An 11511-nucleotide genomic window follows, 5' to 3' on the forward strand; every position below is an offset into this window, starting at 1 on the left:
GATCTATTGCTTGTAAAGAGCGTCCCGGCTGGGGATCTGACGCTGTATCTCGTTGCGAATGCCCTCGCCGATCTTAAGTGCCTGCTCTGGACTGTCAGCGTTCTTGAAGGGCACCTCCATCACGACAAAACCTTGACCGATGTCTCTTCCCTTTGCATCAGACAAGGGCAGAAAGAGGTCATAGATACCGTCCTTCTCAATCCGCTCTGCTTGCGGCTTTGCTTCCGCTACCTTCTTCATGTCTTTGTCCGAAGACTTTTTCCCTACCTTGGCCTGTGCATCGCTGCCGATAATTGCGTTATCACTTGCTGATGGGGGAGTGGCGTGTAGACCAAGCTTCACGATCTCGGGGTGCTTCTGCTTGGTCGCGACCGTCAGACGTTGAGCCATCGGTGCGCTGACGTGGATGTAGTTGGCGGGGAGCGGGGTAGCCGTGTTCTGGGCGGTTGCAAACAGCGATGCCGTTAGGAACGTGGTGACGATAAGAGAGCTGCGGAAATAGCGGTTCTTCATGGGAGATATCCTTTCGGCTAGGGCGTAGTATGCGAACTATGGATTGACGCGATAGACAAGAAGGCCTGCATCGTCGATCGTCGTCTTCGGGTGGACCACGTAAAGCTGCTTGAGCTGGGGGACCAGGAGGGCGGTCTTGCCACCGTTGGTGGGAATGTCGGTCAGCTTCGTGTAGTGGTCTTTATCATCCTGATGAAAGATAGAAAGCCCCTGTGAGCCAGCAACATAGATCCGCTTCATCTGTGGATCCCATGCCATGGCATCAGCAATATTCACGCTGGGCTGCTGATCAACGACTTTGCCGGTTGCGGTGTCGAAGACATAGAACAGGCCAGGCTTGCGGCCCACGACGAAGAGCCGGTGCGTTGCAGCATCGAGCGCCATTGACGTATTGAGGTTCAGGTCTGGGGTCGTCCAGGTACCAGTCACCTTCCCGGTCTTGAGATCGATGACACCAATCTGCTTCTTGTCGCGAACATTGACATAGAGCGTGTCATTCGCTTCATCCACTGCGATCGCTTCGAGGTTGATGCCTTCCACTCGAATTTTTCTAACAACCTTATGCGTGTCGACATTAATCTCCGCGATCTCGGAGTAAGGCAGGTTGGCAGACTTGCCTCCGTTGCCAATAAAGAACGTTCTACGCTTTGCATCGTAGTAGCCCACATCCGGGGAATCCGTCTTGCCGGTTACCGATCCATCAATTAGCGGGATACGATCGGTCCGATGAAAATCAGCCGCAGAAAAGAACAGGCAGGAAGAGTCACCGCCATCCGCTACGATAAGCTCATCTTTTTCCGGTACGTAAGCAAGGGTATGAGGGGTTTTGACTTCACTGATGCTCTGGAGATGTTTGCCCGTGCTGGCTTGGAACACTTCGATGGTGTGATGCTCTTCCGCAGCAATAAACAGGTGATCCCGCTTCAAGTCGATTGCGAGGAAATCGAAGTCGCCTTCAATGTCCGGCATAGCTGTCGATGTCCGTAACGTCACCGGGGCTCCCTGAGCAATCGCGAACACTGGGAAATCGAACCACGCAAGTCCGGCAAAAATGCTGTACAGGGCGAACGCAAACACTTTACTTCTGGTCATAAATCCTCTTTGGAAATGAGTTGATTGTGGCGGGGTTGAAGAAAAAAATTACTGATGGCGCGAGTTCGTCTTTGCCTGCGTCTTATTCAGGAATGGGTCGGCAACCTCTGGGAGGATGTGGCCCACCGTACCGCTCGGCGCCTGAATTTGAAGAATTGCGGCAAGCGTCGGGGCAACGTCGCTGATGCCGACCTTCTCGCTGTACACACCTGCTCTTATCCCACCACCCCAGAAGAGGAGAGGAACATGACTGTCGTAGTCATAGGGAGAACCATGCGAAGTTCCTTCTTTTCCGAAGAGATAGTACGGCTTGAGGACGACGAGCACATCTGGCCCGCGCTGCGGGTAGAAGGCACGTGCGATGTATTCATCGATTTGCGACTGTGATGCTTCGTGACGCAGCAACTGTGTCCGGGTATAGACGCTCGCGACGTATGGAAGCGTCATAACAGTAGTGGCGACCTCATCCTCGACCGCACTGTGTTTCAGCTTCTTCGACTGGATCAGTTCGTCATTGAGGTAGAAGCCTGATTCCTGAGTCGCAATGACCCACTTACCTTCGCCAAACTTTTTCTCGAGAGCGGACTCCACAGTGCTGATGTAGACGGTCTTATCGAGTCGGCCTCCCGGCATTTTGCGTTTCAGGTTCACCTCGGGCACTGGTGCAACGCCATGGTCGGCGGTAAGAATGACAAGAACGTTCTCCCGACCTCCCGCTTGCTTGACTGCAGCATCGAGCAGCTTTCCAATAACGCGGTCCGTACGCACCGACATATCTTCAACCTCCGGTGCATCCGGTCCAACCGCGTGGCCGAGGTGATCATTTGCGGAGAAGCTGATCGTGAGAATGTCTGTCTGTTCGTGCTTTCCAAGTTTCTCGTTGTTCATGACACGCTCAGCAAATTCCTCGAGCATCTCGTTGGCGAATGGCGTCTCTTCCCACTGCGAAAAATATGCTTTGCCAGGCGTCGCAGGAAGCGTCATCAGCGGCGTGGAAGAGGGCTCGTCACCGACAGCGTGCCAACTCGCACCGAGAGATTTCAGCGCCGTCTTCTGCGCGTTGAACTGCTTCACCCATTCCGGCAGCTCCGGTTGGTACCAGGTGCTGCTAACGACAGCTCCGGTCAGGTTATCGACCCAGTACGCCGCATCTGCCATTCTGCCTGCCGGAAGGATGGCAGCGCGATCCTTCATCGAAATACCGATGACCCTCGAAGCCCCGCGGTCGGCAATCTTCAATTCATCGCCAACCGTACTGACAATCAGGTTATGCGGGGAAGATCCTTCTTTTTCCCCGTCAACCCCCAAGAGCCTGGTCTCAGCATCCTCAACCGAGGTAATCACCTTGCCTGACTTACGGTCGTACCACTCATTGCCAATAATGCCGCTGGTTGCCGGAACAGAGCCACTGAGATAAGTTGCGTGTCCCGTGGCAGTGACCGTTGGAAAGTGATCCTGGTGGGCGTCCGTGTAGATTGCCCCTTCAGACAACATCTTTGACAGACCGGCGTTATATCGAGCTCGGAAGCGTGTGGTGTAGTCATATCGGAACTGATCGACTGCAATCGCAATAATGAGTTTGGGGCGATGAGGTCCGGGGACCACGGCATCTGTGGTCGCAGCCTGTGAGGCAGGTGCAAGGAAGGCAATCAACGTGGTGGCAACAAGACGCTTCATAAGAGACCGATTCTCCTCAAGTCATCGCAAAGAGCCTCTTACACGGAGAACGATCTCCGCACGACTCTTTTGCAATCAGGAATGATGCGATTCAAACTGATGTTCCTGAGAGCAATCTGAGAGAACAAACCGAGTAACCGACTATTCACAAGACAGCAGTCGGATCTTCACATTTCTCGTGCTCAATCGATCTATGAACGTTCTAGTCATTGAAGATGACAAAAGAATCGCTGTAGTACTCCAGCAAAGCCTGGCCGAAGACGGCCACAACGTCTTTCTCTCTCATCGCGGAGATGAGGGCATGGATCTCATAACGAGCGATCAGTTTGATGTAGTTGTGCTTGACATCATGCTTCCAGCAATCGATGGTTTCACGATATTGAGTAAAGTCCGCGCAAAGCGTTTGCAGATCCCTATTCTGATGCTTACCGCGAGAGGCGACATGCCGAATATGGTTCGCGGACTGGACTTGGGCGCAGATGACTATCTAACCAAACCCTTTCAGCTCGACAATTTTCTCGCCAGAGTACGGGCAATAGGACGTCGTGGCCATAATGCCTCAGACAACAACATCACAGTAGGATCCCTGATCCTCAATCAGGCGCAGCAGATCCTGCGGAGAGATGGTGAAGAAGTTGCTCTGACCCGAAAAGAGTTTTTGATCTTAGACCTGCTCATGCGCCGGATGAACAAAGTTGTGACACGCGACCAGATGATCTCTGCCGGGTGGGGTTTCGATGCAGACGTCAGTGACAACTCCATCGACTTCTACATCTCAAGTTTGCGCTCCAAAATCGATACGAAAGGACAACCCAGTCTCATTCGCACCATGCGATCGATTGGGTACTGCTTCTCTACTTCCAGTGTTTCCCAACCGTCGATCGCTTAGAGTACGCATCTGCCTCTGGTACGTGACGCTAACCATAGCGTGCGTCGGAGCGCTTGGAGCGTTTTCGTTCTTCTATCTGCGCACAGCCTTGGCCAGCTCACGCGAGCACACACTCCAACGGCGCGTAGATCGTCTCATCCTATTCGTCAATAGCGCCCCGCAATCCTGGGCCGCGATTCCGCTATCTGATCTGATTCATCAATTCAGTGTTGTTAGCCCTGAGAGTGATTTACTGGCGGTGAGTAGCCTCGAAGGTCGTAGCATCTATCCTCATTCATTGAATGCAAGAACCTTCTCTTGGCCTGCGGATCGCTGCGATCTTCCCTGCTTCAGTATGGTCCAACTCGGCGATAAGCATATGCGCCTTATCCAGCAGACGATTACATTACGCGGACAGGCTGTTCACGTCGCACTCGCCGGCCAGGTCGACGAGCACTACGACATACTTCGAATGGTTCGAAACTCTTACCTTGTCAGCATTCCGGTCTTGCTGGGCGTCTCTATCATTGGGGGCTTACTTCTAGCGAACCGAACCATGGAACCGATAGGACGCATGACGCGGGCCGCACAGACGATAAGCATTCGCGACCTCCGGAAGCGACTTCCCGTTCCCGCAACCGGCGATGAGATCCAAGGCTTTGCAGTCACATGGAATGAGATGCTAGCAAGGCTGGAAACAGCCGTGGAGAGTCTCACCCAGTTCACCGCAGATATCTCTCACGATCTTCGGACAACCCTCACAGTGATGCTGGCAACCGCTCAGGTTTCCATGAAGCGCGAACGGACGGCCGCGGAGTATCAAAATGCCCTGCAGACCATCATGATCGAATGCGAAGCAACGACCCAGCTTCTTGACGATCTTCTCGCGGCATCGAGGACAGACGTGGAGCATCAGAACATCCAGCTCTCTCTTGTTCCTCTTTCTGATGTCGTAGAAGAAACCTGCACACACCTTCAGGCGCGTGCCGAGGTGAAACAGCAATCGGTAGACATTGGGGTCGAACCAAATCATTGGATTGAGGGAAACCTTTCGCTGCTTCGTCGTTTGATCACCATCCTCGTCGACAATGCCATCAAGTACACACCGCAGCAAGGAAAGATCAGCGTGCGACTTTATTCAGAGCAGAGGAATGCGATGCTCGAAATAGCCGATAACGGCATAGGCATCGCGGCACAGGATCTCGATAAGATTTTTAAGCGCTTTTATCGTGCCGATACATCACGAAATCGCGACCAGGGCGGCGCCGGTCTTGGTCTCGCCATCGCAAAATGGATTGTTGAGGTCCACAGAGGAACCATCTCAGCGAAGTCTGACTCGACCATGGGAGCCAGGTTTCGTGTGACCTTCCCAATCACGCAGGGCTAAATTTTAGTGATTCTGCCCAGCTCGATCGGCCATTCAGGTTGCATTGTCGGAACGCGGATGTAGATGGTATTTTTATGCCCCTGCCAGACCATCCATTTTTTAGGCACTTTACGCCAACCCTTAAATTTAAAAAGAAGTATGCGGAAGTCATATTGCGCAGAGTATTGGTTGCCTCCCAGGGATTCGAACCCCGATTGATCGGTTCAGAGCCGACTGTCCTACCATTGAACGAGGAGGCAACAGGTTTGCTGAAGGCGAGCCGCTGGATTACTCCTGCCGACGTCGCACTCTTCTAAGAGTAAGGCATGAAAGCGATTCGGTCAAACCTGTGATCCGCCAGTTAGAATCCCCGCATGGCCGATACTGCAGCGTCGCTTTTTCTTGCACATTCCACCGCGAAGCTCGATCAGATGACCGGGTTTCTCAACTCCTGCCTGGAGAAGCTGAGCGAGGAGCAGATCTGGGAACGAAATGGGGCTCACGAAAACGCCATAGGCAATCTGGTGCTTCATCTGACAGGGAATATGCGGCAATGGATCATGCATGGTGTTGGCAAGGCGGAGGATGTGCGGCTGCGTGACGAAGAGTTCAGCACGCGGAGCGGCATGACGCCTCAGCAGCTGCAGGATCACTTCGCGGCCACGGTGAGCGAAGCCAAAGCGGTGATCGCCGCGCTGCCGCATGAACGGCTTATGGAGAGGGCTACGCCCCAGGGGCGGGACGTGACGGTGCTGGATGCGATCTACCAAGTGGTCGGACATGTCCAGCAGCATGTGGGTCAGATCATCCTGCTGACGAAGCAGATGACGGGGCGGGATCTCGACCTGACGATGCCGCGCCCGCGCTAGCGATTCTCTTCCCTCTTCGCCTTACTCGTAGCGCAATGCTTCGATGGGATCGAGATTTGCCGCCTGGATGGCAGGGATCATGCCACTGACGACGCCTACGACAACCAGCACCGAGGTCGCGATGATGACGATGTTCGGGGAGATGAGCAGGTAGATGTCGGCACCGGTGGCGTTGGTGGCGATGGCGCTATAAAAGGTGATGCCGCCGACGAGCTTACTGACGCTGAAGGCGAGGAGGATGCCTCCGATGCCTCCCACGCTGGTAATGACCATCGACTCGGCGAGAAACTGGAAGAGGATGTGGCGCTTTCGTGCGCCGAGCGCCTTTTCGACACCGATCTCGCGGGTGCGTTGCTGCACGCTGACGAGCATGATGTTCATCAGGCCGATTCCCGCGATACCGAGGGTGAGCACGCCGATGAAGAGCAGCAGCGCCTGTAGTCCGATGGAGATCAGGCGGAACTGCGACAGCTGCTCCATAATATTGGCGACGAAGACGGCGTTGCGGTCGGAGGGACGGAAGCCGTGCGCCTCGCCCAGCTGATTCCGCAAGGCACGCTCCACGGCCTTGTGGTCACCGTGGAAGCTCATCCAGATGCCGTCAAGATACTTGGTGTCCTTGATATCTCCCATGGTATTGAAGGGGATATAGATGACGCGGTTGATGTTGTCATCGCCCTCCTGCATTTTGGGCCGGAGCACACCGATAACCTCGAAGCTGATGCCGTTGAGGCGAATCTTTTGACCGATGGGAAACATGCCGGAGAAGAGCTTGCTCTTGGCTTCGGAACCGATGACGGCGACATGGCCGCGCTGCTGGAGGTCGGCGCCTGAGAGAAAGCGGCCTTCCTCGATCGGCATGTTCATAATCTCCTGCAGCTCCGGGGTGACGCCGTCGACTTCCCAGGTGTAGGTGTGGAGATCATTCTGAACAGGAATACTCTTCCACAGCACAGGTGAGACATGAATGACGCCGGGGACGGTCTCCTGGATGCGTTCGACGTCGTCGCGCTGGAAGCGAATTTTGACGCCGGCTTTCGCGCCGCCGGCCTGCTCGCTGGTCGTACCGGGAAAGACGCCGATCATGTTCGTGCCGAACTGGGCAAAGATGGTCTCGAAGGCACGGCCAAATCCGGCACCGTAGGCGAGCAGCAGGACAACGGTAGCAATGCCCCATGCCATGCCGACGATCGTGATCGTTGTGCGGCGGCCGTTGTGGCGCATGGCTTCGATAGCCTGACGAAAGATGTCCTTGAGCATGCGCTACTCCTTTCTGAGCGCTTCGACGGGCTCGAGCGCGGCGGCTTTGCTGGCGGGATAGATTCCGGCGACGATGCCGCAGAGCGTCAAGGTGGTCATCGCCATAACCGCCGACCAGGGCACAAGGCGAGGCGGATCGAAGCCCATCTGATTGTCGCCCATGGCTTTGCCCAGGACAAACATGAGAGCACCGGCACCCACGATGCCGATCAGGCCGCTGAGTCCGGTCAACAACAAGCCCTCCAGAAAGAACTGCGTGAGGATACTGCGCTTGGTGGCTCCCAAAGCCTTGCGCAAGCCGATCTCGCGTGTGCGTTCGGTGACGGTAACAAGCATGATGTTGATGATGCCGACAGCTCCCAGGGCGAGAGTGACGATGCCGACACCGCCGAGGAAGACGTCCATGGCGGTGAAGATGAGGCCGATGGTTCGCTCGGACTTGATGGTGTCCCACTCCTCGAAGGCGTCCTTCTGGGCGACGTCGAAATTGTGGCGCTGAGCGATGATGCCGTGAAACTCAGCCTTGGCGGTCTCATTGGTCTCAGGAGTGAGCGGCTGGTACTGGATGGAGGTGACGGCGTCGTCGGGGACGTTTTCACCCGTGATGGGAAAGAGCTCCATCATGGTGGTTAGCGGGATGTAGAGGCGCTGATTGTCGCCATCGTTATTGCCACGGCCGATCTTGGCGGCGACTCCGATGACCTGGAAGCGCGCACCGTTGATGGTGATGAAAGCCCCCAGAGCGGGGCGGCCGGAAAAGAGCAGCTTGTTGTTCTTCGTACCAAGGACGACGACGCGCCGACGGAGGGCGAGATCCTCGGTATCGAAATAACGTCCTTCGGCTATGGGGAGGTTGCGGATGACAGGATAGTTAAGCTCGACCCCCATAACGGAGCCGCCGGTGCTCGAGAACTCACTGACCTGCTTGAGATCACCGCGGTTGATGAAGGCCGTGACGCCACGAATGTGGCTGGCTTCCGAACGAATGGCCTCGACGTCGCTGTAAGTGAGCTTATAGGGGCGCATGCCGGTGTGCTGATTGGGCAGTGCCGGGATCGTGCCACCCCAGGCCATAATGACGTCGGTGCCGAGCTGGGAGAGCCCGCGACGCTGCCCCGAGCGAAAGCCTTCGCCAAGCCCAATGAGCAGAAGCAAGGACGCCACGCCCCAGGCGATGCCGAACATGGTGAGGAACGAACGGAGCTTGTTGGCGCCGATGGAGCGGAAGACCTGAGCGAAGATGTCGTACAAGGCGCGCATGACGGTTATTGGACTCGAAGAGACACTCTCCGATACGCAGAATGTCAGGAAAGGGTTCCGTGCAGGGACGAATAACCGTTACCTACTCCCGCGAGAGCATCTTACAGGAGGATTGCCCTCTCCTGAACGGGGATGGAAGCGCCTAATTCGGACGCGAGAGGGTCTGGTTCTTTACCAGCATGGGAGCGTCCGGGTCGGAGAGCACCTCCGTACGGATACCGAGCGCGGTGAGCATGCCGACTACAGTATCAAGGGCCAACGCATCCACCAGGGGTGGATGGAGCAGACGCACCGTCTCGCCCTTCTGCAGCTGGCCACGCACAGCGACGGCACGCTCCGGCCGGTAGACGCAGGAGGCGAGATCCGTGATGCTGAGTGCTTCGCTGGGGGTGCAGAGGATCGTCTTCGGCGGGGCCATGCGGTCGATCATGCTGAAGATCTCGAGCTTGGACTCAAGCTCATCGGGAACGAAGTCGACGGCGATGTCGGCCTCGCGAACGGCCTCTTCGACCGTGGAGGCCAGCTGGAGTTCACCGAAGCCGCCGCGCAGACTCAGGTCGGCGTACTCGACCTCGGCGTTGCGAAGCTTCGAGGGCATGACGTCCTCCAGCACAACGTAGAAGCCGGCCGCAGCACATGCCATGGCAAAGCTGCGGCCGGCCAGACCTGCGCCGATCACGGCGATCACACGAGCCGTGGGTTGGACTCCTGCAGAAGCATTCACTTCTTGGCCGAAACAGCAGTGATCACGGAGTCGTAGCTGGGGTCAGCCTGCTTGATGTGCTCAGCCACGCGCGCACGCTCCTCGTCGGTAAGCGACGGCAGCACGGCGAGGATGCGGCGCAGGGTGACGGAGATGTCGTCGACGTAGTTCATGGTGCGGATCGCTTCGCCAGAGAGTGGCATGTTTACTCCTCGGGATTGGGATTGCTCTCCCAGTCTAAATGCTGTCGGGCTGCTCTGCCGGACTGACGGCCAACGGTATGACGGGCGAATTGGCCACCTCGGGCGGAACGTAGCCGTCGCGATCGGTCATCTCCATCAATGCCGCGAGCTGCGTGGCGAAGTCCGGGTGCAGGGCGTTGGGACCATAACGCCAGGCCCAGTTGCCATCGATGGCAGCTGGAGTGTTCATGCGAGCCTCGCTGCCGAGGTGCAGGAGATCCTGCAGGGGAAAGATGCAGATGCTGGCGACGGAGCGTGCGGCCCCGCGCATCATGGCCCAGACGACCTCACCGTTGTGGTGGATGGGCTGGAGATACGTCTGCACGTTGGTTCGCTCGTAATCGCCGATGTCGTCGTTCCACCAGCCGAGGGTCGTGTTGTTGTCATGCGTGCCGGTGTAGACGACGGTATTAGGCACGAAGCTCTGCGGGAGGTGGAGGTGGCCGCCGCGGTCGGAGAAGCCGAACTGCATGACGCGCATGCCGGGCATCTGGAAGTGGAGGCGCAGCTCATCGACCTCGGGCGTGATGAGACCAAGATCTTCGGCGATGAAGGGCAGCTGGCCGAAGACCTCGCGGAGACGATTGAAGAGGGCGTGTCCCGGAGCCTTAACCCAGACACCGTTGACGGCGGTGGCCTCCTCGGCGGGGATAGACCAGAAGGCCTCGAAGCCGCGGAAGTGATCGAGCCGGATCATGTCGTAGAGGGTGAGCGAGCGGCGGATGCGCGCGACCCACCAGTCAAAGCCACGCTTCTCAAGAAGCTTCCAGCGATAGAGCGGATTGCCCCAGCGCTGGCCGGTCTCCGAGAAATAGTCCGGGGGGACACCGGAGACGCGGATAGGCTTCCCTTCTTTGTCGAGTTCGAAGATATCGGGGTTGGTCCAGACATCGGAGCTGTCATAGCTGACGAATATCGCGACGTCGCCGAGGATGCGGATCGCGCGCTCGGCGCAGTAGCCGCGCAGCTGACACCACTGCTCGTTGAAGAAGAACTGCACAACCTGCTCGACAGCGATCTCCCGAGCATACTGCTCGAGCGCCGCGGCCATGGCTGCATCCTGACGCAGGGCCAGATCGGTGGGCCACTCGTTCCAGCTCTTGTACTCGAACTGGCGGCGCAGCACGCTGAACATGGCGTAATCCGCGAGCCAGGTGCTGTTCTCGTGGGCGAAGGACTGGTAGCGTGCGCGGGCATCGTCGGGTGCGCGATCGAGGAAGTTCGCCGCAGCCTCTTCAATGAGCGGCAGCTTCTTCTCGTAGGCAGCGCCAAAGTCGGCCGCGCCATCGTGGCCTGGGAGGCCCGCGATGCGATCCTGCGTCAGCCAGCCATCGGCGACAAGGCGCTCGAGGCTGATGAGCAGCGGGTTACCGGCAAAAGCGGAGATCGCTGAATAGGGAGAACTGCCGTACCCCGTGGGGCTCAATGGCAGGACCTGCCAGAGATGCTGCTTGGCGGCGACGAGAAAATCGACAAAGGCATAGGCTGCAGGGCCGAAGTCGCCGATGCCCCCATACGAGGGGAGAGACGTCACATGCAGCAGTATCCCGGAGATACGCTGTTCCTTCACTGCTTCCCCACTCATATCGACACTCCCCACCGGTCTGATTTCTTTACGCTCCCTGTTGGACGCAGATTGGGAGCACGGTGACTGTGTAAAG

At 57.1% G+C, this 11511-nt stretch carries 11 protein-coding genes and 1 tRNA gene; 3 read left to right on the forward strand and 9 right to left on the reverse strand.

Annotated features, from left to right (window positions below):
- Positions 1 to 3 precede the first annotated feature (3 nt).
- Genes PW789_RS12655 through PW789_RS12665 form a run of 3 tightly spaced genes read right to left on the reverse strand, consistent with a single transcriptional unit; the run spans position 4 to position 3282 of the window.
- Positions 4 to 513, reverse strand: a complete 510-nt coding sequence (locus PW789_RS12655) for a hypothetical protein (RefSeq protein WP_299376863.1) — start codon at positions 511 to 513, stop codon at positions 4 to 6.
- Between the two features lie 36 nt (positions 514 to 549).
- Complete coding sequence (locus PW789_RS12660; RefSeq protein WP_299376866.1) at positions 550 to 1605, reverse strand: hypothetical protein; 1056 nt, start codon at positions 1603 to 1605, stop codon at positions 550 to 552.
- Between the two features lie 48 nt (positions 1606 to 1653).
- Complete coding sequence (locus PW789_RS12665; RefSeq protein WP_299376869.1) at positions 1654 to 3282, reverse strand: alkaline phosphatase family protein; 1629 nt, start codon at positions 3280 to 3282, stop codon at positions 1654 to 1656.
- 193 nt (positions 3283 to 3475) lie between these two features.
- Between PW789_RS12665 and PW789_RS12670 the strand changes: the two genes are divergently transcribed.
- Both PW789_RS12670 and PW789_RS12675 read left to right on the forward strand, forming a co-directional pair.
- Entirely contained in the window at positions 3476 to 4171 is a 696-nt protein-coding gene (locus PW789_RS12670; RefSeq protein ID WP_299376872.1) for a response regulator transcription factor, read from the forward strand.
- Positions 4172 to 4529: 358 nt separating this feature from the next.
- Positions 4530 to 5537 carry an ATP-binding protein gene (locus PW789_RS12675; protein WP_299376876.1) on the forward strand — a complete coding sequence of 336 codons (1008 nt, stop codon included), beginning with the start codon at positions 4530 to 4532 and terminating at the stop codon, positions 5535 to 5537.
- Between the two features lie 165 nt (positions 5538 to 5702).
- Here PW789_RS12675 and PW789_RS12680 read toward each other — a convergent pair.
- Positions 5703 to 5776, reverse strand: a tRNA-Gln gene (locus PW789_RS12680).
- 114 nt (positions 5777 to 5890) lie between these two features.
- Here PW789_RS12680 and PW789_RS12685 point away from each other — a divergent pair.
- Positions 5891 to 6385 (forward strand): DinB family protein, encoded by a 495-nt coding sequence (locus PW789_RS12685; RefSeq protein ID WP_299376879.1) that lies wholly within the window; start codon positions 5891 to 5893, stop codon positions 6383 to 6385.
- A 21-nt stretch (positions 6386 to 6406) separates the two neighbouring features.
- On the opposite strand, the gene PW789_RS12690 is transcribed toward PW789_RS12685, so the two are convergent.
- The 5 genes from PW789_RS12690 to malQ form a co-directional block, all read right to left on the reverse strand.
- Positions 6407 to 7645 carry an ABC transporter permease gene (locus tag PW789_RS12690; protein WP_299376882.1) on the reverse strand — a complete coding sequence of 413 codons (1239 nt, stop codon included), beginning with the start codon at positions 7643 to 7645 and terminating at the stop codon, positions 6407 to 6409.
- A 3-nt stretch (positions 7646 to 7648) separates the two neighbouring features.
- Positions 7649 to 8905, reverse strand: a complete 1257-nt coding sequence (locus PW789_RS12695) for an ABC transporter permease (protein WP_299376885.1) — start codon at positions 8903 to 8905, stop codon at positions 7649 to 7651.
- A gap of 142 nt (positions 8906 to 9047) precedes the next feature.
- Positions 9048 to 9629, reverse strand: coding sequence for a 3-hydroxyacyl-CoA dehydrogenase NAD-binding domain-containing protein (locus tag PW789_RS12700; RefSeq protein WP_299376889.1), 582 nt, complete (start codon positions 9627 to 9629; stop codon positions 9048 to 9050).
- Complete coding sequence (locus PW789_RS12705; RefSeq protein WP_299376892.1) at positions 9626 to 9811, reverse strand: hypothetical protein; 186 nt, start codon at positions 9809 to 9811, stop codon at positions 9626 to 9628. Before PW789_RS12705 ends, PW789_RS12700 begins: the two co-directional genes overlap by 4 nt.
- A 34-nt stretch (positions 9812 to 9845) precedes the next feature.
- On the reverse strand, positions 9846 to 11435 hold the full coding sequence (malQ, locus tag PW789_RS12710; protein ID WP_299376895.1) for a 4-alpha-glucanotransferase: 1590 nt from the start codon (positions 11433 to 11435) through the stop codon (positions 9846 to 9848).
- Between the last annotated feature and the right edge of the window lie 76 nt (positions 11436 to 11511).

The organism is Edaphobacter sp. (assembly GCF_028283685.1).
Taxonomy (GTDB): Bacteria; Acidobacteriota; Terriglobia; order Terriglobales; family Acidobacteriaceae; genus Edaphobacter.